Annotated in this window: 20 protein-coding genes; 13 read left to right on the top strand and 7 right to left on the bottom strand. The window is 66.0% G+C overall.

Annotated features, from left to right (window positions below):
• Positions 1-27: 27 nt before the first annotated feature.
• Positions 28-1,344 carry a hemolysin family protein gene (locus NO878_RS00730; protein ID WP_256404048.1) on the bottom strand — a complete coding sequence of 439 codons (1,317 nt, stop codon included), beginning with the start codon at positions 1,342-1,344 and terminating at the stop codon, positions 28-30.
• Positions 1,345-1,527: 183 nt separating this feature from the next.
• Here NO878_RS00730 and NO878_RS00725 point away from each other — a divergent pair, with 183 nt between their 5' ends.
• From NO878_RS00725 to NO878_RS00705, 5 genes are all read left to right on the top strand, one after another.
• The gene (locus NO878_RS00725) at positions 1,528-2,955 is read left to right on the top strand and encodes an APC family permease (RefSeq protein ID WP_256404047.1); all 1,428 of its coding nucleotides are present in this window, start codon (positions 1,528-1,530) and stop codon (positions 2,953-2,955) included.
• A 2-nt stretch (positions 2,956-2,957) separates the two neighbouring features.
• Positions 2,958-3,689 (top strand): universal stress protein, encoded by a 732-nt coding sequence (locus tag NO878_RS00720; RefSeq protein WP_256404046.1) that lies wholly within the window; start codon positions 2,958-2,960, stop codon positions 3,687-3,689.
• Between the two features lie 117 nt (positions 3,690-3,806).
• Positions 3,807-4,697, top strand: a complete 891-nt coding sequence (locus NO878_RS00715; protein ID WP_256404045.1) for a GAF domain-containing protein — start codon at positions 3,807-3,809, stop codon at positions 4,695-4,697.
• Positions 4,684-5,328, top strand: a complete 645-nt coding sequence (locus NO878_RS00710; protein WP_256404044.1) for a DUF7504 family protein — start codon at positions 4,684-4,686, stop codon at positions 5,326-5,328. The genes NO878_RS00715 and NO878_RS00710 overlap by 14 nt, the downstream gene beginning before the upstream one ends.
• Before the next feature lie 84 nt (positions 5,329-5,412).
• Positions 5,413-7,761, top strand: coding sequence for a PAS domain-containing protein (locus NO878_RS00705; protein WP_305882551.1), 2,349 nt, complete (start codon positions 5,413-5,415; stop codon positions 7,759-7,761).
• Between the two features lie 24 nt (positions 7,762-7,785).
• Here the strand turns inward: NO878_RS00705 and gatE are convergent, their stop codons facing one another.
• Complete coding sequence (gatE, locus tag NO878_RS00695; protein WP_256404043.1) at positions 7,786-9,654, bottom strand: Glu-tRNA(Gln) amidotransferase subunit GatE; 1,869 nt, start codon at positions 9,652-9,654, stop codon at positions 7,786-7,788.
• A gap of 183 nt (positions 9,655-9,837) precedes the next feature.
• Between gatE and NO878_RS00690 the strand changes: the two genes are divergently transcribed.
• Complete coding sequence (locus tag NO878_RS00690) at positions 9,838-10,752, top strand: HpcH/HpaI aldolase/citrate lyase family protein (RefSeq protein WP_256404042.1); 915 nt, start codon at positions 9,838-9,840, stop codon at positions 10,750-10,752.
• 24 nt (positions 10,753-10,776) lie between these two features.
• On the opposite strand, the gene NO878_RS00685 is transcribed toward NO878_RS00690, so the two are convergent.
• The 3 genes from NO878_RS00685 to NO878_RS00675 all read right to left on the bottom strand — a co-directional run bounded on the left by NO878_RS00685 (position 10,777) and on the right by NO878_RS00675 (position 12,472).
• Complete coding sequence (locus tag NO878_RS00685) at positions 10,777-11,361, bottom strand: hypothetical protein (protein ID WP_379824176.1); 585 nt, start codon at positions 11,359-11,361, stop codon at positions 10,777-10,779.
• Complete coding sequence (locus NO878_RS00680; RefSeq protein ID WP_256404040.1) at positions 11,358-12,038, bottom strand: DsbA family protein; 681 nt, start codon at positions 12,036-12,038, stop codon at positions 11,358-11,360. Before NO878_RS00680 ends, NO878_RS00685 begins: the two co-directional genes overlap by 4 nt.
• 65 nt (positions 12,039-12,103) lie before the next feature.
• On the bottom strand, positions 12,104-12,472 hold the full coding sequence (locus NO878_RS00675) for a VOC family protein (RefSeq protein WP_256404039.1): 369 nt from the start codon (positions 12,470-12,472) through the stop codon (positions 12,104-12,106).
• A 241-nt stretch (positions 12,473-12,713) separates the two neighbouring features.
• Here NO878_RS00675 and NO878_RS00670 point away from each other — a divergent pair, with 241 nt between their 5' ends.
• From NO878_RS00670 to NO878_RS00645, 6 genes are all read left to right on the top strand, one after another.
• The gene (locus NO878_RS00670) at positions 12,714-13,652 is read left to right on the top strand and encodes an acetamidase/formamidase family protein (RefSeq protein WP_256404038.1); all 939 of its coding nucleotides are present in this window, start codon (positions 12,714-12,716) and stop codon (positions 13,650-13,652) included.
• A gap of 183 nt (positions 13,653-13,835) precedes the next feature.
• A complete protein-coding gene (locus NO878_RS00665) occupies positions 13,836-16,844 on the top strand; it encodes an FAD-binding and (Fe-S)-binding domain-containing protein (RefSeq protein WP_256404037.1) in 3,009 nt (1,002 codons plus the stop codon).
• Positions 16,841-17,227 carry a cyclophilin-like family protein gene (locus NO878_RS00660; RefSeq protein ID WP_256404036.1) on the top strand — a complete coding sequence of 129 codons (387 nt, stop codon included), beginning with the start codon at positions 16,841-16,843 and terminating at the stop codon, positions 17,225-17,227. Before NO878_RS00665 ends, NO878_RS00660 begins: the two co-directional genes overlap by 4 nt.
• Before the next feature lie 214 nt (positions 17,228-17,441).
• On the top strand, positions 17,442-19,175 hold the full coding sequence (locus tag NO878_RS00655) for an Nramp family divalent metal transporter (protein ID WP_256404035.1): 1,734 nt from the start codon (positions 17,442-17,444) through the stop codon (positions 19,173-19,175).
• 55 nt (positions 19,176-19,230) lie between these two features.
• A complete protein-coding gene (locus NO878_RS00650) occupies positions 19,231-19,665 on the top strand; it encodes a hypothetical protein (protein WP_256404034.1) in 435 nt (144 codons plus the stop codon).
• Positions 19,655-20,218 carry a hypothetical protein gene (locus NO878_RS00645; RefSeq protein ID WP_256404033.1) on the top strand — a complete coding sequence of 188 codons (564 nt, stop codon included), beginning with the start codon at positions 19,655-19,657 and terminating at the stop codon, positions 20,216-20,218. Before NO878_RS00650 ends, NO878_RS00645 begins: the two co-directional genes overlap by 11 nt.
• Here NO878_RS00645 and NO878_RS00640 read toward each other — a convergent pair.
• Entirely contained in the window at positions 20,211-20,822 is a 612-nt protein-coding gene (locus NO878_RS00640; protein ID WP_256404032.1) for a CFI-box-CTERM domain-containing protein, read from the bottom strand. The genes NO878_RS00645 and NO878_RS00640 overlap by 8 nt on opposite strands.
• A gap of 83 nt (positions 20,823-20,905) precedes the next feature.
• Between NO878_RS00640 and NO878_RS00635 the strand changes: the two genes are divergently transcribed.
• Positions 20,906-21,085, top strand: a complete 180-nt coding sequence (locus NO878_RS00635; protein ID WP_256404031.1) for a hypothetical protein — start codon at positions 20,906-20,908, stop codon at positions 21,083-21,085.
• A 1-nt stretch (position 21,086) separates the two neighbouring features.
• Here NO878_RS00635 and asd read toward each other — a convergent pair whose 3' ends face one another.
• Positions 21,087-22,121: an aspartate-semialdehyde dehydrogenase gene (gene asd, locus NO878_RS00630; protein ID WP_256404030.1), complete on the bottom strand. Its 1,035-nt coding sequence runs from the start codon at positions 22,119-22,121 to the stop codon at positions 21,087-21,089.
• Positions 22,122-22,156 lie beyond the last annotated feature (35 nt).

Raw genomic sequence — 22,156 nt, 5'->3', positions numbered from 1 at the left:
GCCGCCGCGCGAGTGGACGGTCATCGGTCAGTCCGACTCCCGTTCGGTGGCCACGAGGTCTGTGATCCGGGCCCCGTCGACGCCCGCGATGCGGAACTCGTGGGACGCCGTCTCGACGCGGTCACCGACCGTCGGTGCCCGTCCGAGTCGGCTCAGGACGAACCCTCCTACGGTTTCGACGTCTTCGCTCTCGAAGCCGGTCTGGAGGTGCTCGTTCACCGTCGCGAGCGCGACACCTCCGTCGACCGCGTAGCCGCCGTCATCGAGTCGTTCGACCGACGGCCCCGGCTCATTCAGGTCGAACTGGTCGCGGATGTCCCCCACGATCACCTCGACGACGTCCTCGACGGTGACGAGACCCTCGAACTCACCCCACTCGTCGATGACAGCCGCCATCTGGCGTTGTTTGCCCTGAAATTCGGCGAGGAGTTTGTCGACGCGGAGCGTCTCGGGGACGACGACGACGTCCCGACACAGGTCGCGGGCCGTGAGTTCGCCCGACTCTTGGATCGTCTCGCTGGCCCGAAGAATATCCTTGACGTCGACGAATCCGAGTACGTCGCCGCTGTCGTCGACGACGGGGTACCGGGTGTACTCACCCTCGGCGGCCATCGACCGGAGGTCCGAAAGCGACGTGTTCGCGGGGATGGTCGTCACGTCGGGCCGTGGTCGCATAATCTCACGCACCGTCATGTCGTCGAGGCTGAACACGCTCTCGATCATCTCGACTTCCCCGGCGTCGACCCGTCCCGCCTCACCCGCTTCCGAGAGGAGAGTGAGAATCTCCGCTTCGGTGTGGCCGCCGTGCTCTTCGGCGGCCGGGGAGACACCGAGGAGCCGAACGGACCGGATGGCGACGCCGTTGAAGACGACGATTCCCGGGAGAAAGAGATAGTAGAAGAGTTTCATCGGCGGCGCGACGAGGAGGGCGACCTGCTCCGCGCGCTGAATCGCGAGCGTCTTCGGCGCCAACTCCCCGTAGACGACGTGGAGGAAGGTCACGATGCCGAATCCGAGCGCGACGGTCACGGCGTGAAGGAGCGAACTCGGGAGCACCGGAGCCAACAGCGGTTCGACCAGCACGGCAACCGCAGGTTCACCGACCCACCCGAGGCCGAGCGACGAGATGGTGATGCCGAGTTGGGAGACGGCGAGGTAGTCGTCGAGGTTTTCGGTCGCTTCCTGCACCGCCGACGCCGAGCGCCGCCCCTCTCGAACCAGCGTCTCGACGGACGCGGATCGCAAGCGGACGAACGCAAACTCGGCGGCGACGAAAAAGCCGTTGAGAACGACGAGAAACAGGGCCAACCCGATGCGAGCGACCGAGAGGGCGAACTCCGCCATTACGCCCGGTGATTCTCCCCTCGGCGTCATTTACCTTCCGAATGTGCCTCCCCGCCAGCGCCGGCGTCTCTGGCACGATTTTGGGAGCGTGGGCACGCGACCGGGTGACTGGAGGCACAACGAGGAGGTACGACCCGACGACCGGCGGCGCTTTTATTGGGTAGCTGAAACGACTACCGGTGTATGACCGACCGGCTTGTCGACGTCGACCCGACGGGCGAGAACGTCGCCGGCGAGGCGCCCGCCGCGGAACCGGACGCCGTCACCGACGACACGACCGTCCACGACGACGTCGAACTCGAACGAACTATCGGGCTGGTCGGGGGGCTGGCCATCGGCATCGGGACCATGATCGGGGCTGGAATCTTCGTCTTCCCCGGGTTGGCGGCCGCCAACGCTGGACTCGCGGCCACCCTCTCCTTTGCCATCGGCGGATTGATCGCGTTGCTCGTGGCGCTGCCGACCTCCGAACTCGCGACGGCGATGCCCCGGAGCGGCGGCGGATACTACTTCGTCTCGCGGGGGATGGGGACCGCCTACGGTGCGGTCGTCGGCCTGGGTCTGTGGCTGGGTCTGATGTTCGCCTCCGCGTTCTATCTGGTCGGTCTCGGACACTACGCGAGCGCCGTGTTCGCCGAACTCGACGTCGCGCTCTCGTTCAATCCCGTCGTCGGGATTGGGCTGCTGTTTGGCGTCGCGTTGACGGCGCTGAGCATCGGCGGCACCGAAAACACCGCGAAGCTCCAGAACGCCGTGGTTGGGGTCCTCCTGGTGGTGCTCACCGGCTTTCTGTCGTACGGCGTCCTCGACGCGGTGGGCGTGTTCGGTCGGGGAACAGTCCCCGAGCAGTTCTTCTCCCGCGGCTACGTGCCGGTGTTGTCGACCGCGGCGCTCGTGTTCACGTCGTATCTGGGGTTCGCCCAGGTTGCGACCGTCGCGGGTGAGATCAAGCAACCGGGGCGGAACCTGCCGCTGGCGATGGTCGGATCGGTCCTGACCGTCACCGTCTTTTACATCGTGACGATATTCGTCGCGACGAGTGCGTTCGGTGCCGACCGCCTGGGGCAGTTCGGCGAGACGGCGATGGTCGAAGTCGCCCGCGATTTCCTCGGGCTGCCCGGGGCGGTCGCGATTCTGGGGGCCGGACTGCTGGCGACGTTTTCGAGCGCGAACGCGTCGATTCTCAGCGCCTCGCGGGCGGTGTACGCACTCAGCCGCGATGCCTTACTCCCCAGGCGGGCAAGCGAGATCAATCTCCGGTACGGCACGCCACACATCGCCCTGCTCGCCGCCGGCGGCCCGATCCTGGTCCTCGTCGCGACCGGCCGGGTCGAACTGCTCGCGGAGGTCGCCTCCTTTCTCCACCTGATCATGTACGGGCTGATGTGTGTCGCCCAGATCGTGTTACGGCGACGAGATCCGGAGTGGTACACGCCGAGTTACCGCGTCCCGGGCTACCCGGTGGTCCCGGCGGTCGGGGCGCTCGCGAGTGTCGGTCTGATCGCCTTCATGCAGCCCGCGTCGATTGGTATCGGAATCGTGGTCATGCTCGTCTCGTACCTGTGGTTTCGGTATTATGCAGGGAGCGTCACGCTCAAGGGGGACGTGTGATCATGACGGATCGACCCTCGATACTCGTCCCGGTGCGCGTACTCGACGGCGAATCGATTCCGGAAGGCGTCCCCGACCTCCTCGCGGCCGCGCACGTGGTCCTGTTGGGGTATCACGTCGTTCCGGGTCAAACGGCGCCGGGACAGGCACAGATGCAGTTCGAGGACCGGGCCACGGAACGACTCGACGAGTTCGAGGCGATGTTCGAGGAGGCGGGGGCCACCGTCGAGCGGCGCCTCGTGTTCACCCACGACGGCCAGAAGACACTCGACCGGATGACGACCGAGCACGACTGTCTGGCCGCACTGGTCCCGAACGCCACCGGCCCGGTCGAGGACGTACTCGTCGCCGTCCGGGGTGCCGTCGGGATCGACCGCCTCGTTCGTGTCGTCGCGGGCCTGTTCGGGGCGACGGACGCGTCGGTGACGCTGTATCACGTCGCCGAACCGGTCGAGACGGACGAGGACGTCGAAACCCTCCTCGATGGGATGGTACGTCGCCTGGCTGACCTGGGCGTGGACGCCGCGAGGATCGAGACTCGCGTCGAACGCGATCAGAAGGCCCTCGACGCAGTCGTCGATACGGCCGACGAATTCGACGTGGTCGTCATGGGCGAGTCCGATCCCTCACTCACGACGTTCGTGTTCGGACTACCGGCCGACCAGGTCGCCGACCGGTTTCTCGGCCCCGTCCTCGTGGTGCAGCGCGAACCGACAGACGCGCCCGAGAAATGACCCCCGTCCGCGGCAGTCCCGGCCCCTAAACCGGCGGCGACTCCCTCCCGTCGGTGACACCCGTGGAGGGTGATTCGATGTCGGGAACTTATGACCGGGGCCGCTCAGAGGTAGTGTATGAGGGTCCTGTGTGTCGACCCGGACGTCGACGAGGGACGCGCCACGGCGTCGGCCATCGGCGATGCCGACATCGACGTCACGGTCTGTGGCACTCTCGGCGAGGCCCGCGAAGCGCTCGACGGCGCCGTCGACGGCATCGTCACGGAGTACGACCTCCCCGACGGGACCGGTCTAGAGCTCGTCGAGGCGGCCCGTGACGTCGTCCCCGACGTGACGTGTGTCCTCTTTACCGACGCCGACTTCGACGAACTGGAGACGACGGCGCTCGGACCCGCCGTCGTCGAGTACGTCGACAAGGAATCGCCGGGCGCCCGCGACGAACTGGTCGACCTGCTCACGTTCAGCATCGATAACCGGAGCCAGACGTCCTATCCACTACCGCCGGACGAGGAGGCCCGTCTGGCTGCCATCGAGCAGTACGTGGTCGATCCGGACGCTCTCGATACGTCGCTCGACCGCCTCACCACCGTCGCCGCGGCGCTGTTCGACGTCGACGCGGCCACGGTCGGATTCGTCGAGGCCCACCGAGAGCGGTTTCTCGCCTGTCACGGCACCGACGTCGACAGTCTGGACCGGGAGGACACGGTCTGTACCTACACCATCCTCGACGACGAGGTGATGGTGATTCCCGACACGCGCGAGGACCCGCGGTTCGACACGAACGACTCGCTCGCGGCGGCCGACATCCGGTTTTACGCCGGCGCTCCCGTCCAGACCGACGACGGGGAGGCTATCGGCGCCTTCTGTCTGTTCGACGCGGAACCCCGTTCGTTCGGCACGGAAGACCGGGAGTTGCTGTCGACGCTCGCCGACGAGGTGATGGCGAATCTGGAACTCAGACGGCGCCTCCGGGCGGCGACGGCGGAGGAGCGCGATGGCGACGACTGAGTATCGCTTCGAGGGGTTACCCCTCGACCCCGTCCGCGGCGGGACGAGCATCCTGGTGGCCGGGCCGGCACACGGCGGGACCAAGGAACTGGCCTACCGGATGCTCGCCGGTGACGACGCGGAAGGGGTGATCATCCTGACGACGAACGCGACGGCGGCCGACATCGCGGCCGAGTGTGAGACGGTCGGCATCGAAGCGACGCCGGACCGGGTGGGCATCGTCGACTGTCTGGATAGCGACGAGAGCGGCGTCCCCGCCCGAGTCTTGACCGTGTCGAGCGCACAGGATCTGACGGGAATCGGGATGCGATACTCCACGCTCTACCGGGAGTTCCACCAGGAAGGCGTCGAGGCCGTCCGAACCGGGCTGTTCTCGATTTCGACCGTCCTGTCGCTGACGGAACTCCAGACCGTCTCCCGGTTCGTACACACCCTCGTGGGACGGGTGAGCAAGGTCGACGGCCTCGGCGTCTTCCTCGTCGACCCGGCGATGCACGACGAACGCGAGCTCAGGACCATCTCGCAGTTCTGTGACGGGCGGATCGACGTGCGCGAAGGGCCGGAACTTCGGTCCCAAGGGTTTCTGGGCGGCGCCGCGGAGTGGGTCCCGTTCGATCCCCTGCCGGAGTGACGTTCGGCAACCCGGAGCAGCGAGAGTCTCAGCGTTGATAGGGATCACCGAAGCTCTTAGGTCCGGGGGGATGATTTCCGACCGATGTCAGATGCGGGTGACGAGATTCGAGTGTTGTACGTCGACGACGACCCGGACGTAGCCGATCTGACGGCGACTGCCCTCGAACGCGCGGACGACCGGTTCGTCGTCGAGACGGTCCCCGACACGGAGACGGCACTCGGCCGTCTGGACGACGACGTGGACTGTGTCGTCTCGGAGTACGACATGCCGGATCGGACGGGCGTCGAGTTTCTGTGTCTCGTCCGCGAGCGCGTCCCCGGCCTCCCGTTCGTCCTGTTTACCGACACGGGGAGCGAGTCGGTCGCCAGCGAGGCAATCTCCGCAGGGGTGACCGACTACCTTCGGAAGGACGCCCACGCCGACGGCGCCGCCATCCTAGCCAATCGGATCGGGAACGCCGTCGACGGACACCGCGCGGAACGAGAGCGACGGCGGCATCTGGACGCCATCGAGACGGCACAGGAGGGAATCGCCATTCTGGACGACGAGGAGTTCGTCTACGTCAACGAGGCGTACGCCTCGCTGTACGGGTACGACCCCGACGACCTGGTCGGCGAGAGGTGGGAGCAGGTCTACCCCGACGACGAGACGGCGGTGATCCACGAGGAGGTGCTTCCGACGGTCAGGGCCGACGGGCAGTGGCACGGCGAGACCACCGGTCTCCGGGCCGACGGCAGCACGTTCGTCGAGGACCACCGCCTCGCCACGACCGACCGGGGGGAGTTAGTCTGTTCCGTCCGGGACGTGAGCGACCGACGAGAGCGAACCCGACAGTTCGAGGCCGTCTTTGACAACACCTACACCTTCACCGGCCTCCTCGACCCCGACGGGACGGTCCGGGAGGCCAACGAGACGGCCCTAGAGTTCGGCGGCGTCGACCGTGAGGCGGTCGTGGGCAAGCGACTCTGGGAGACGTGTTGGTTCGCAGCGAGCGAGACCGCCCGCTCGACGGTCCGCAAGGCGGTCCAGCAGGCCAGGTCGGGAGACCTGTTCCGCGACGAGGTCCGCATCCAGGGGACAGATCGGGCGGTGGTCATCGACTTCTCGATCCGCCCGATCACCGACGAGGCGGGGACGGTGACCTCGCTCGTTCCGGAGGGACGAGAGATTACGGACCGGAAGCAACGCGAACGGGAACTGCGGCGGAGCGAGCGACGCCTCGAAGCCGTCTTCGAGGACCCCAAGATGCTCGTCGGCGTGCTCTCTCCCGACGGCCGACTGCGCAAGGCCAACCGGACGGCGATGGAGTTGATCGACGCGGACCACGAGGAGGTAGTTGGCGAGCCGTTCTGGGAGACACCGTGGTGGCCCGGGGACGACCGTGCGGCGGTCCGGGAGTGGGTCGAACGGGCCGCCGACGGAGAGTACGTCGAGTACGAGAGCGACCACGTCAACTCCGGGCCCGAGAGGCGGAGCGTGAGCGGGACTATCCGTCCGGTCACCGACGAGTCGGGGGCGGTCGTCTCGCTCATCGCCTCGGCCCGGGATACCACCGAGCGACGCGAGCATCGGCGGGCGCTCAGGCGCCGGAACGAGCGCCTCGACGAGTTTGCGAGCGTCGTCTCTCACGACCTCCGAAACCCGCTGAACGTTGCCACCGGCCACCTGTCCGTGGCACAGCGACAGGTCGAGAGCGCACACCTCGACGAGACGGCCCACGCGCTGGAGCGGATGGAGGATCTGATCGAGGACCTGCTGACGCTCGCGAAGGCCGACGACCGGGTCGCCGACTTCGAGTCGGTCGACCTCGCGGCGGTCGCACGGGACTGCTGGCGAAACGTCTCGTCGCCGGGGACGACCCTCCGCGTCGAGGCGGAGGGAACGATCAACGCGGATCGAAGCCAGCTCCAGCAACTTCTCGAGAACCTGTTTCGGAATAGTGTCGAACATAGTTCGACTGACAGCCGGTCAAGGACCGGCGATAGCGTGGAGCACGGCGCCACGAGCAACCGGACGCAGTCCGGTGACAGCGTCGAACACGGGTCGACGGGCAGTCGGACTGGGTCCGACGACAGCGTGGAGCACGGCTCCACGAGCAACCGGACGCAGTCCGGTGACAGCGCAGGGAGTGACTCCGCGGACAGGCGGCCGGAGGCCGACGGCGGCTCGTCGACGATCACCGTCGGCGAGCTACCCGACGGCTTCTACGTCGCCGACGACGGGCCGGGCATCCCCGAGGCGGAGCGCGAACAGGTCTTCGAGAGCGGGTATTCGACGGACGAGGACGGGACGGGATTCGGACTCTCTATCGTCTCGAAGATTGCTGAGGGACACGGTTGGACGGTCAGCGTTGCCGAGAGCGAGCGTGCCGGGACGCGGATCGAGATTGGCGGCGTCACACGCCCGAACGACCGTCACCCGTCGGCCTGAGATCGACCGCCCGGCGGCGCCGCGTCAGGTCCGTTTGCCGATCTCCTCGCGCAACGCGTCGCTGACGACTTCGCCGTCGGCCTTGCCGCGGAGCGCCCCCATACACTCGCCCATGAGCGCCGAGAAGGCGCCCATCCCCTCCTGCTCGACCTGGTCAGCGTTGCGCTCGACGACGTCAGCGACGGCGTCGCGCACCTCGTCCTCGGAGACGCCGGCGAGACCCGCCGCCTCGACGGCCGCCTCGGGGTCGAGGTCGGGGTCGTCGGCGAGCGTTTCGAGCACCTCGTCGACACCCTCCTTCGCCAGGTCATCGTCCGCGACCAGTCGGAGAGTTCCGAGCAGATGCTCGTCGGTGAGACGGTCGACAGCCACGCCGTCGCGGCGGAGTTCCGTCAGCGTGCTCTCTAACACGCCGGCGGCGAAGGTGGCGTCAACGCCTGCGTCCACCGCGCGCTCGAACAGAGGCATGCGTCGGCCGTACGCCACCTGCTCGGCCAGGCCAGCGTCGAGACCGTACTCGCTCTGATACCGCTCGACCGTCTCGGTCAACAGTTCCGGCCGCTCGACGTCGCTCGGGTCGGGTTCGACCGGCGGCACGTCCGTCTCGGGGTACATCCGCGCCGCGCCGGGCAGGGGGCGAAGATAGCGGGTCGTCCCCTCGTCGGTGGCGTCGCGGGTCTCCTCCGGGACACCCTCGATGCCCGTCTGGGCGCGTTCGGCGACGGCGTCGATGGCCAACTCGGCGGTCTCGGGGTCGTCGGCGACGATGGCGACGGCGTCCTCGGGACCGGCGTCGACGGTCTCGCGGAGGGCGCCGACCTCCGCCTCGGTGACGCCGTAGGCCGGGAGTTCGTCGGTGTGGAAGATTCCGCCCGCGCCGTGGCGCTTGGCGTGATCGGAGAGTTCGGTCCCGAACCGACGGTCGGGCTGGAGTTCGCGGCCGACGAGACCGTCGAAGCCGTAGAGCGGGACGGCCTGCACCCGGCCACCGTCGTCGAGTGCCCCCCGAATCACGCCGCTGTCGGTGTCGGCGAAGACGTCGGTTACGTCCTGCGGGCTGCCGACTGCGGCGTCACGCTCGGCGAGTTCGTCGGCGACGTCTAGGAGTTCGACCTGCCGACGAACCTCTAGGCGGACGATTTCGTCGATCTGGTCGAGAGCTTGGACGCCCTTGATCTCGACGCGAGCGCCGTCGGCAATGGAGACGTTCACGTCCTGGCGGATGGTGCCGAGGCCGCGCTTGACCGTGCCGGTCGAGCGAAGGAGCATGCCAATCCGCTCGGCCGCCTCGCGGGCCTGTTCGGGCGTGCCGATGTCCGGGCGGGTGCCAATCTCGACCAGCGGAATGCCGAGTCGGTCGAGGCTGTAGCGGACGCCCGCGTCGGTCTCTGCGACGCGCCCGGCGCTCTCCTCTTCGAGCAGAAGGTCTTCGACGCCGACGGGTCCCGCGTCGGTCTCGATCTGTCCGTCCTGGCCGATCAGCGCGCTCCGCTGGAAGCCGGAGGTGTTCGACCCGTCGACGACAATCTTTCGCATGACGTGAGCCTGGTCGACGACCGTCATATCGAGGAGGTCGGCAATCTGGAGCGCCACGTCCAAGGCCTCGTCGTCGACCCGGCCCGGTGGTTCGTCGTCCTCCTCGACGAGACAGGTGGTGTCGAAGGCCAGATACTCGAACTCGCGGTCGACGCGACTCTCCTCGACCGCGGCCTCGTCGAGTTCGCCGAGTTCGCTCGTCGTCGGGTGGAGATACCGGGAGAACGTCCGAACCGCGTTCTCGGGTTCCCGACGCTCGGTCGGGCACGCACAGAACAGTTTCGTCGCGGTGTCGAGTTGCTGGTGAATCTCCAGCCCCGCGACCAGCCCGAGCGCCTCGTAATCGTACTCGCTCATCGTCGGTATCTCTACCCGGCGAGCCTAAAAGCGTTCAGTCTGCGAGTCGCCGTCCCACCGGCGGCGTCGCGTCCGGATCGATGGGTGTCGACAACGGACGAAAACGGGTACGTCAGCTCCCGAAAATGCAGATACTAAGGAATCTTTATTTGATCGCGAACGGCGTTTGTAGGTGGTGAAAAAATGTCTGAAGACGTAGAACTCCGACGTACGCAGCTTGCGACACCGGCGAGCGACCCGGACTTCATGGAGAGCGCCGCAGGGAGCGACGCCGACGAGGTCTTCCTCGACCTCGAGGACTCCGTGGCGCCGAACGCGAAGGCCGAGGCCCGAGAGCCGCTCATCGAGGCCGCGCAGGACCACGACTGGTCGGACAAGATCCTCTCGTACCGGATGAACGGGATCGACACCAAGTGGTGGTACGACGACATCATCGAGGTCGTCGGCCGCGCGGGCGAGTACATCGACGACATCATCGTCCCGAAGGTTGCCGGCCCGAGCGACATCCACACCGTCGAGAACCTCCTCACGCAGGTCGAGGAGAACAACGGGCTGGAAGTTGGAGGAATCGGGCTGGAACCCCAGATCGAGGACGGCGAGGGAATCCACAACGTCCACGACATCGCCCACGCCTCCGACCGTCTCAGCTCCATCATCTTCGGCCCCGGCGACTACTCGGCCGCCATGGGGACGCCCGGACTCGACATCGGGCAGTTCCCGGAGTACCCCGGTCACTACTGGCATCACGCGCTCTCGGAGTGTAACTCCGCCGCGAAAAGCGCCGGCCTGCCGTGCATGGACGGTCCGTACGCCGACATCGACGACCCCGAGGGCTTCCGCGAATCGGCCAACAACGCCAACATGATCGGCTGTGATGGCAAGTGGGCCATCCACCCGAGTCAGATCGAGATCGGCAACGAAGTGTTCGCCCCCGATCCGGACGTCGCCGAGCGCGCCGAGCGCATCGTCGACGCCTACGCCGAGGCGATGGACGAAGGCAAGGGCGCCGTCTCCGTCGACGGCCAGATGGTCGACGAAGCCACCAACAAGATGGCTCAGGAGATCGTCGCCAAGGCCCGCGCCGCCGGCATGCTCTAAGTCGGCGTCGACCCCCGAACCCCGCTATTCTTTCGCACCTACCGGACAGCCACGGATCTCGCCGCCGCGCATCCCCTCGGCGAGCCAGTGGATCGAGAGCACCAGCGCGGCGAGCGCGAGAATCGAAAACTCCAAGCCGTCGAGCGGCAGGAGCGTCACCAGCCCCGCAGCGCCGAACAGCGACAGGAGGCCGGCGATCACGGCCGAGCCACAGGCCGCACACCCTGCCCCGAGGGTGCCGAGGACGACCCCGAGCAGGCTTCCACCGCCGCTCTCCGCCGAGAGCCGATGTTCGCGGACGTGGTAGGTCACGAGGGCAATGTCGACGCCGACGAGGGCGGCAACGGCCACGACGACCGACCCCGTCACCGGCCCGTAAGAGGTTCCGACGAATGGGAACAGTTCGGTGAGGATCACGACCGGCACCCGTCCGGCGAAGACGTCGCGCACGGTCGTGACGTTCTGCGAGAGGACGAACCCGACGAGGGCGACGCCGGCCGCGGCGAGAGCGACGATGGCGTAGACGGGACCGCCGAGCACGAGCCGTGCCGTCCGGCCCATCAGTCGCCAGTCGTCGGCGTGGAGCGGTAGACGGAGCGCCACGCTCAGGGCTCCAGCGCGCCGGTCACGAAGTCGAAGCTGACCGAACCGGTGGCGCGTGTCCGGTACTCCCCGTCTCGGAAGAGAAAGACCGTGGGCGTCCCGTCCACGTCGGCTGCCTCGCTCGCGTCGAGATCCGTCTGGACGGCGTCGGCGTGGACCTCACGTTCGGCGTCGTCAACGACGCCCGCGGCGTCTACGTCGGTCTCGGCGGCGAGAAACGATTCCGTCCGGTCGAGGACGTTGTCGCGGTCGAACGTGTCCTGTCGGTCGAAGTAGTGGGCGGCGAGGGTCCAGAACGCGTCGGCGTCGCGGGCGAACGTCGCTTCGAGGGCGTAGGTCGCGGGGCTGCCCCACGGGTAGACGACCGGGATGGTGCGGGAAACGAAGGTGGCCTCGCCGGGGTCGACGAGTTCGGTACGGATCTGCGGGACCGTGTTCTGTTCGAAGGCCGCACACCGGGGACAGGAGGGATCCTCGAAGGCGACGATGGTGGCGGGCGCGAGCCCAGGCTCGGGGCCAAGACGAGGTTGGACGTTTAGGTCCGTCCCGACCGGGTGGGTAGAGAGCGAGCGGGTGCCATCCTCGTCGCCGCCCCCACCCAGACAGCCGGCGCCGAGAAAGGAGAGTCCCGCTGTAAGGGTGCCACGCCGCGTGAGCCGTCCCGGCCCCGAGCCGTCGTTCATGAACTGACGAATCGGCCGGGTGGAAAAGACGTTTCGCCGGGTGTGAGCGGCGGGCGCACGACCCGTTATTCGAGCGACTCGACGAGTTCGACGACGTGACCGTCCGGGTCCTCGATGAAGGCGGTGCGCGCGCCGGCGGCGGGCTGATCGCCCGGCTCTTCGACGACGCCGTAGTGATCGACCGTCTCGAACACCTCGTCCACGTCGTCGACACCGAGCGCGAGGTGGTCCCAGGCGGTCCCCGCCTCGAACGTCGTCTCGCCGTCGGTTTCGGAGAGTTGAATCTCGACCCCGTCGGGGTCGGCAACGTAGCGGTTCTCCGTCTCGCCGTCGGGCGTCTCGAAGGACCACGACTCCTCGAAGCCGAACTGCTCGTAGAACTCGATGGACTCGTCCGCGTCGGCGACGTTCAGACAGACGTGAATCAGGTTCATCCCGTGTGTGGGACGCCCCGCCGCAGACAAAAAGATGGCTGAACGCCCCGACCCGCGCGGGTGTCGGGCCACGCGCCTCGCGTGGCGACAGTCAAGCCGGGGCGACCAAAGACACAAAGCTACTGTGTGTTTGCTATTGGAACAATATCTGTAATTTATGTCGCACCTATCTTCTCGAAAGCGACTGAATCTGTTCTTATTTCCGAGATAAGAGAAAGACTTACCTACGCGTGGTCGGCGGTTGATACTGATTACCGTGACCGAACACGAGTTGACGGAGACACGACAGGACGGCTTTCAGTACACGGTCGGGCCATACGCCGACCCAGTGTTGGAGGTCGACCCGGGCGATACGGTCGCCGTCGAGACCCAGGACGCCTTCGGCGGAGCCATCGAGACGGAGGACGACCTGCCGAGCGAGGTGCTCGGAGACTATCTCAATCCACAGAACGGACCGATCTACGTCGAAGGTGCCACGCCGGGCGACGCGCTAGCGATCACCATCGAGAACATCGAGCCACGCGGCCCACAGCCCCGTGGAACGACCTGTACGGTGCCGGAGTTCGGCGGTCTCTCGGCGACCGACCGGACGGCGATGCTCCACGATCCGCTACCGGAGGTCGTCAAGAAACTGGAGGTCACCACCGAGGGCACCGTGTGGGACGAGAACACGACGATCCCCTACGAACCGTTCGTCGGCACCATCAGCACCGCCCCGGAGATCGACTCGGTGAACGCGCTGACGCCGTTCAAACACGGGGGTAACATGGACCTCCCGGACGTACGACCGGGAAACACCATCTATCTGCCCGTCGAGGTCGAGGGTGGGTACGTCTATCTCGGCGACTGCCACGCCGCCCAGGGCGACGGCGAACTCTGTGGCGTCGCCATCGAAATCCCCACGACGACCACGATTACGGTCGATCTGATCGAAGACTGGGACCTCGAATGGCCGCGGCTGGAGTCCGAGGACTTCATCATGAGCATCGGGAGCGTCCGTCCCATGGAGGATGCCGCCCGCGCGGCATACGCGGATCTGGTAGCGTGGATGGCCGACGACTACGGCTTCGACGAGATGGAGGCGTACATGCTCTTGACCCAGGTCGGACACGTCCGCCTCGGCAACATGGTCGATCCGAACTACACCATCGGCGCCGGCATCGACAAGTCGTATCTGTAAGCGGCGAACGATCCCACCGCCGAGCGGTGTGTCGATCCGACACATCGTGTGTGATCGTTCGTGTAGGTTTCTATCGCTCCCGGCGAGTATTCACGGGAACGTTCATGTAGAATGCAAGACGGCGAGGGGCTGCTCTACCACCGTAGCGTAGGAGTTATACAGGCTCAGTCCGGTGTGGGACGCATGGCCATTGATGAACGATCAACGGGATTAGACGCTTCGGCGGATTCGCTGGGGCACGAACACCCCGACGCCGAGGAGTATCGGGCACTGGCCGAAGACCTCCGTGAGGGAGTGCAGGGGGACGTCTCCTTCGACGAGTACGCGCAGGTGCTCTACGCGACCGACGGAAGCATCTACCAAGCGCAGCCCGCGGGGGTCGTGTTGCCGAAGACGGTCGACGACGTGCAACACACCGTGGCGACGGCCGCCGAACACGGCGTGCCGATCCTGCCGCGCGGGACAGGGTCCTCGCTTGGCGGCCAGACGGTCGGCCCGGGCTGTGTCGTCGTCGACTTCACGCGATATATGGACGACATCGTCGACGTCGATCCGGACGGCCAGCGGGCGGTCGTCCAGCCTGGCGTCGTACAGGACCACCTCGACAAGCAACTGGAAGACCACGGCCTGAAGTTCGCCCCCGATCCGGCGTCCTCGAACCGCTCGACGGTCGTTGGCGGCATCGGTAACAACTCCACCGGTGCACACTCGGTGCGCTACGGGATCACCGACGCCTACACCGAGGAACTCGACGTGGTGCTCGCCGACGGGTCGCTGATCCACACCGAGGAGGTCGTCCTCGACAGCGACGAGTGGGAGGCGAAGGTTTCGGGCGACGGGCTGGAAGCTCAGATCTACGAGACGACTCGCCGCCTCGTCGAGGAACACGAGGCGGAGATCGACGAGAAGTACCCCGACCTCAAGCGCTCGGTGTCGGGGTACAACCTCCAGAAGGTCATCTACGAGAACGACGCGGGAGAGGAGGTCATCAACCTCTCGAAGCTCTTCGTGGGCGCGGAGGGGACCCTCGGCGTCATCGTCGAGGCCGAGGTGTCGCTGGTCACGCTTCCCGAGGAGACGGCGCTCGTCCTCTACTGCTTCGACGACCTGGTGGAGACGATGCAGGCCGTCCCCGAGGCGCTCAACTTCGACGTCGGCGCCGTGGAACTCATGGACGACGAGGTGTTCCAACTCGCCGCGGACTCGACGGAGTACGCCCAGTACGTCGAGATGATCCCCGAGGGGACGAAGGCGGCGCTGATGCTGGAGTTCGACTCGGAACTCGTCGACGACTTCGAGGCGGCCATCGCCGAGACGAACGACTACTTCGTCGAGAACGGCGACGCCTTCCACGCCATCGAAGCCTACACCGACGAGGACCAGGCCGACATCTGGAAGCTTCGGAAAGCCGCTATCCCCCTGCTCATGGGGATGAAAGGCGACCCCAAGCCGTATCCGTTTATCGAGGACGCGACGGTGCCACCCGAGGAACTGTCCGAATACGTCTTCGAGTTCGAGGAGGTTCTGGAGGATCACGGCACCTCCGCGGCCTACTTCGCTCACGCCGGGAGCGGGACGCTCCACATCCGCCCCATCCTCAACCTCAAGGACGACGGCGGCATCCAGAAGATGCACTCGATCACCGAGGACGTCACCGACCTCGTGCTCGACCATTACGGATCGTTCTCCGGCGAGCACGGCGACGGGATGGCGCGGACGGAGTTCAACCCCAAGATGTACGGCGACGAACTCTGGACCGCGTTCAAGGAACTGAAGACGACGTTCGACCCCGACTGGCACATGCACCCGGGTAACGTGGTCTACCGCGACGGCCCCGAGGACATCGGTCCCGACTCCGAGCGCGGCGTCGGCGCCGACATGCGAGAGAACCTGCGTTACGGCGTCGACTACCAGTCGGTGGAACCGCAGACGGCACTCGACTTCGAGGACGAGGGCGGCTTCTCACACCTCGTCGAACTCTGTAACGGCTGTGGGACCTGCCGACAGACGGACTCGGAAGTGATGTGCCCGACGTACCGGGCCAGCGAAGAGGAAATCCAGACCACCCGCGGCCGCGCGAACATGCTTCGAGCGGCGATCAGCGGCGAACTCGACGAGGACGAAATCTACTCCGACCGCTTCCAAGAGGAGGTCATGGACCTCTGTGTCGGCTGTAAGGGCTGTAAGAGCGACTGCCCGACCGGCGTCGACATGGCGAAGCTGAAAACCGAGGTCAAACACCAGTACCACCAAGAGGAAGGCATCAGCCTGCGCGAGCGGGTGTTCGCCAACATCGACACGCTATCGAAGGTCGGCTCAATGCTCGCCCCCATCTCGAACGTCGCCCCCAAGATTCCGGGCGCGCGCAAGGTGATGGAGGAGGCAATCGGTATCTCGCAGGAGCGTGAACTGCCGACCTTCGCGAGCGAGAGCCTCGAAGCCTGGTTCGAGCGACGCGGCCGCTGTCAGGTGGCCCCGAGCGACGCGGAAGATCAGGTGTTGCTCTTCCCCGACACCTACACGAACTACATCTACCCCGACGCGGGGAAGGCGGCAATCGAGGTGCTGGAAGCGGCCAACGTCTTCGTTCGCATCCCCGACGACGTGGCCCCCTCGGGTCGGGCGGCCTTCTCCTCGGGCATGCTCGACCTCTGCCGCGAGCGCGCCGAGCAGAACGTCTCCGCGCTCCGGGAGGCCGTCGACGACGGCTGGTCGGTCGTGTTCATCGAACCCTCGGACGCGGTCATGTTCCAGGACGAGTACCGTGACCTGCTCTCGGGGTCGGCCGTCGAAACTGTCGCCGACGCCGCCTACGGGATCATGGAGTACGCCGACGTGACCGGCCTGCCCGAGACAGTCGAGTTCGCTACGCCCCGGGAGTCGCTGTCGTACCACGGCCACTGCAACCAGAAGGCGACGAACAAGGACCACCACGCCCTCGGCGTTCTGCAGGGTGCGGGCTACGACGTCGACCCGCTCGACACGACCTGCTGTGGGATGGCCGGCTCCTTCGGCTACCACGAGGAGCATTACGACATCTCGCAGGCTATCGGGAGCCTGCTGTTCGAGGAAGTCGAGGAGAGTCCGGGCGATCAGGTGACCGCGCCGGGTGCCTCCTGTCGCTCCCAACTCGGCGACGAGTACGACGACCACCCGCCACATCCGGTCGAGAAACTCTCCGACGCGCTGTGACGAGCGAGGGGACGTTCACCGTTGTCGTCGACGGTCGAGCGGTCGAGGCCGCGTGGGCCGACGAGAGCCCCGAGACCCGCCGAGCGCTGGCCACCGCCTTCCCACTCGAAGGCGAGGCCACCCGTTGGGGCGACGAACTCTACTTCGGCGTGCCGGTCGACGTCGGCCCCGAGAATCCGCAGACGGCGGTCGACCCCGGCACGATTGCTTACTGGCCACAGGGATCGGTACTCTGTCTGTTCTGGGGGCCGACCCCGGCGAGTACGGACGCGACGCCGCGGGCTGCGTCGCCGGTAACCGTCGTTGCCCACCTCGAGGACATCGGCCCCCTGTCGGCCCTCCCGAGCGGTGCGGGGGCGACGGTTCGCGTCGCCAACGACTGACAGGAATCCGATCACCAACCGTCCGTCGCGTTCTATCCGGAGAGCCGTTCACGTCCCGTTTAGTTACATCTTCGCGCGGTTATCGGACGGTAGATATTGCGACGTTGTCATGCATCGATGATTATTTATGATATGACAATCCTGGATAACATGGATCGCACAGACGATGGTAGCATGACCCACGAAGTATGATCCCATCCAACCAGGGGAGACAATGACAGATACCCACGACGAAAACCGAGTCGAAACCGACGGTGGTCTGACGGAAGAAGACATCCACACGACCGCCGAAGTCGGTGAGCAGTATCGTGCAACGGTGTATCGGGACGTCGACTACGACGCACTCGAGGTCGCACCTGAAACGAGTGAGTACCCGTCGACCGACGGCAAATGGGGATTCCGGAAATACGACATGCCGAAGGTCCCGAAGGTGTCCCACCTCGTCGGTCCGAGCGCCATCATGCTCGGCGCGTCGCTCGGGAGCGGGGAGACGATGTTCTGGCCGACGCTCGTCGCCCAGAACGGCTGGGGCCTGTACTGGGCCTTCTGGGTGGGCGTGATCACCCAGTTCTTCATCAACACGGAGATTCAGCGCTGGACCATCGCCACGGGGGAGAGCATCTTCCGGGCGTTCGACCGGATGAACAGCTTCTGGCCGTGGTTCTTCCTCGTGGCCGGGTTCTTCCACGTCGGGTGGCCCGGCTGGGCGGCCGGTGCATCGGAAGTATTCGCCGTCTGGACCGGGATCGTTCCCCGCGATAACTGGGCGATCATCGGCGTCGCAACGATGGTCGTCATCTGGCTCAGCTACCAGGCCGGGCCGATCCTGTACAACGCCATCGAGAAGGCACAACTGGTGATGATGTTCCTCGCCATCTTCGGCGCGGTAATCCTGGCGTTCGTCGCCGGCTCTATCGGCCAGTTCGCCAGTGTTCCGGGTGGCGCCGTCAACTTCGGCGCGCTCCCGCAGAACATGGACATCGCCACCTTCCTCGGCGGCCTCGCGTACGCGGGCGCCGGCGGATATATCAACCTCGCACAGGGCATCTGGGCCCGTGAGAAGGGGTACGGCATGGGTACCTACCAGGGCCGGGTCAAAAACCCGCTTCGCGGTGCCGACCCCGAGGAAGTCCACGGCGGCTTCACCTTCGAACCGACGAAGAAGAACCTCCTCCGCTGGAAGCAGTGGTGGAAGGTCACTCAACAGGAGCACTTCCTCACCTTCGTCGTCGGCCTGCTCGTCGTTGCGACGGTCGCGATGACCATCTCCGCCGAGTACGCCACCGGCACGGACCAGGGCGCGATCAACATGTGGCTGGACGTCATCATCCCGCAGCTCGGCGCCGTCCAGCAACAGTTGATGTACGTCGTCATCTTCATCGCCCTGTTCAGCACCCAGTACGCCATCTTCGAGGCGTTCGTGCGCAACAGCGTCGACATCATCTTCGAGGGGTACGGCCGCGGTGCTGGCTGGGACCTCTCGCGGGTCTTCCTCGGCCTGATGACGCTGTTTACCCTCTGGGGCATCCTCATCATCGTCGCGCAGTTCCAGCAGCCGTGGATCCTGCTGGTCATCGGTGCCGCCATCGCCGGCGCGATGATGTGGCCGTACAACGCGCTGGTGACCATCCTGAACTCGACGCGACTGCCCGAACACACCCAGCCCGGCTGGGGGCGCATCGTCGCGATGTGGTGGGCGACCGGCTTCTTCGGCTACTTCACCATCCTCCTGATCGGTGGCGTGCTCAACTCGCCACAGTCCTACGGACTGAACTTCCCGGCGTTCGAGACGACGGTCGGTATCGTCGGGAGCGGTCCGGGTGGCTACGCGCTATGGGTGTTCGCACTCGTCGTGCAGGTCTACACGATGTATCGCTCCGCGACCGGGAAGATGAGCGCTTCCGGGACCGTCGAGGGCTCGGAGGACGCACGCGGCTTCCTCTCGTAACGCGTCGCTCGACCGACCAACCGTTTTTTATTTATCCTCGTCGTCAAGTGAGACCATGGCATCCCAGACACAGTCACCGGACCGTCCGTTCGGGACCCTATTGCGGTTGCTGGTCACCTATCGCCTGTTCATCTATCTCGGTGGGCTGATCGCCATCGGCATTCCTCTCTTGCTCCAACGAGCCTACGGCACGGAACTCTCGCCGGGCGCTCGTACCGCCATCGTCGCCGTGAGCCTCGGGCTGATGATCGTGACGTACCTCGGCGAGCGCCGGGTGGGACGCGACCACGTCGACGCCACCGGCGAGTCGGCGGAGACGTACTCGCTGCGTCTCCGGGCGTCTATCGCGACGGCCGTCGTCGGGCTGGCAATCGGCATCTACGTCGCCATGGAGGTCAACCCCCTCACCGGGAGCTTCTTTGTGCTCGGTGCGTTCCTCTTTGCGTACATGGGTTACCGCACCGAACTGGGGGACGCGAATGGCGTCTGAGGCCGGGGCGGAGACCGACGCCGCCGAGTCTGATCTCGGGGTCGACCTCGACGAGTTCGAGGACCTCCCGACGACCGACATCGAGGTCGAACTCCACGTCCACTTCGGGATGGCCGGCTCATTCCCGCTGCGGATGGCCGACATCTTCTTTGCGAGCGACGGACTGCACCTCGCCGAGTACAGCTACATCACGCCCATGTTCGGACTGGGAACCAAAAAACACCGCCGCGAGGCGAGCGCGATGCAGGACGTCTACGACGTCCACGGCCTCGACGAGGTGTTGTTGCAGGCGGACACCGTCTACTGGCTCGGCGACGAGGGGATCGACCGCGTGTTGCTCCACCGCGGTGGCCGCTTCGGTCGGCCGAAGCTCACCGTCTATCCGGCCGACGAGACGGAGCGATCCCACGCCTACCGACTCCACGAGAACGACGACACAGACGCCCTCGCCGCCGAGTTGCGCGAGGTGGCCGACGGGCGACCCTTCGACGTGGTCGTCAAGTCGGGCTGGGGGTTCGCCCCTCGCGAGAACGTCGCGCGATTCTTCAGTTAGGCGACGACGCCTCCCGCCCGCGGAGCCAGACGTGGCCCGCGGCGGCGGTGACGACGCCGACGACGTAGAGCGCGATCAGGACTACGGAGAGCGCCGCCTGCCCGACGCTGCCGGTCCGATCACGGCGATCCGCCAGCGAGCCGCAGGTGTCGACCAACCGACGGACGGCACGGGTCGGTCCCGCGTCGGGGTGCCGAGCCAACGTCGCGGCAATCGGCGGACTCACCGTCTCGTACACGCGGAGCAGCGCCCGCCCCGAGCGGGTCGGCGCCATCACGTCGGCCCGGAAGCCACGCAGCGACTCGAGGGTGGGTCCCTCGCCCGCAGTGGCGGTCGTAATAAAACAGTTGGAGTGGTGTTGTGTGATCTCCGCGCGATGGAGGTCGTCTTTCCGATACCGTGTCGTCTCGGCAGGTGGGAAGTCCGGGTCGGCACAGATGAGATACTCCGTCTCGGTATGCCGGAGGAAGACCTTGTCGTGGTCGAACTCCTTGCCGGCCGCGGTCACGACGCGGACGTGTTTCTCTCGCCCGTCGCCAACGCCGCTCTCCGACAGATCGTCGCTTCCCTCGGCCGGCGTGTCCGCCCCGTCGTCGGTGCTCATAGGAACACACGAACGGGCACCGTAATGAGCGTTGTCCGATATCCGGGCGGCGCGTTTTTGCCGGTCGGCGCCCAACAGTCGACGTGTCGCCCCCGCTCACCGTCCTCTTGAGTTCGCTCCTCTTCCGGACGATCATCGTCGGCGCCGTCGTCTTGATCGTGAAGTTCGTCTACGAGGGAGTGTACATGCAGGCGGGGATGCTACTGCTCGCGCTCTCCTTTTTCGCGTACCTCTCCTTTACCGAAGCTCGGCTGCTGGAGTGAGCTACAGGTAGCCGTTCTCGACCAGCAACTCGCCGTTCAGGAGGCTGGCACCGGCGGCGCCGCGGACGGTGTTGTGAGCGAGGCAGTTGAACTTGATGCCGTGGTCGGTGGACTGGACGCCGCCGACACAGATCTGCATCCCTTGGCCGCGGGTTCGGTCCATCCGGGGCTGGGGTCGCTCGGGGTCATCGAAGACGTGGATGAGTTGGTTCGGCGCGCTCGGCAGGTCGATACCGGGGAACTCCCGCATCGCGTCCTCGATTTCGTCCACGTCCGGGTCGGATTCGAGGTCGACGAAGGCGTTCTCTAGGTGGCCGTCGAGCGTGGGGATGCGGTTACACGAGGCTGCGACGTCCATGTCGTGCCAGGTAAGCTCCGCGCCATCGAAGTCGCCGAGCAGTTTCCGGCTCTCGGTCTCCATCTTGTCCTCCTCGCCGCCGATGTGGGGGATGGCGTTGTCGATGATCTCCATGGAGGTGACCCCGGAGTAGCCGGCGCCGGAGACGGCCTGCAACGTGGCGACGTCGACGCGTTCGATGCCGAACGCATCGAGTGCCGCGAGCGGCGGGATCATCGTGATCGTCGAGCAGTTCGGGTTCTTGACGAGGGCGCCGTCCCACCCGCGCTCGTCGCGCTGAACCTCGATCAAGTCGAGGTGTCCGGGGTTGATTTCGGGAATCGTCAGCGGCACGTCCTCGGCCAGTCGGTCGTTCGAGGAGTTCGAGGAGATGACGTAGCCGTCGCGCGCGAAGTCCTCTTCGATGTCGACGGCGACGCTGGAGGGAAGTGAGGAAAAGAGCAGGTCGACGTCGTCCGGGACTGCCGCCGGCGTCGTCTCCCGGACGGTCATCTCGGCCACGTCGACGGGGATGGGAGCGTCGACTCGCCACTTCGCCGCCTCCCGATACGGTTTGCCTGCGCTGTCCTCGCTGGCGGTGAGCGCCGCGAGTTCGAACGTCGGATGACCGTCGAGTAGTTGGATGAACCGCTGTCCCACCGCACCGGTCGCACCGAGGATGCCGACTCGTACTGACATACGAGTCCATGCGTCTCACTCGCATAAGGCCGTTT

The organism is Haloplanus ruber, from assembly GCF_024494725.1.
Classification (GTDB): domain Archaea; phylum Halobacteriota; class Halobacteria; order Halobacteriales; family Haloferacaceae; genus Haloplanus; species Haloplanus ruber.
The sequence above is the reverse complement of the archived record's forward strand: the minus strand, read 5'-3'. Positions and strand labels throughout refer to the sequence as shown.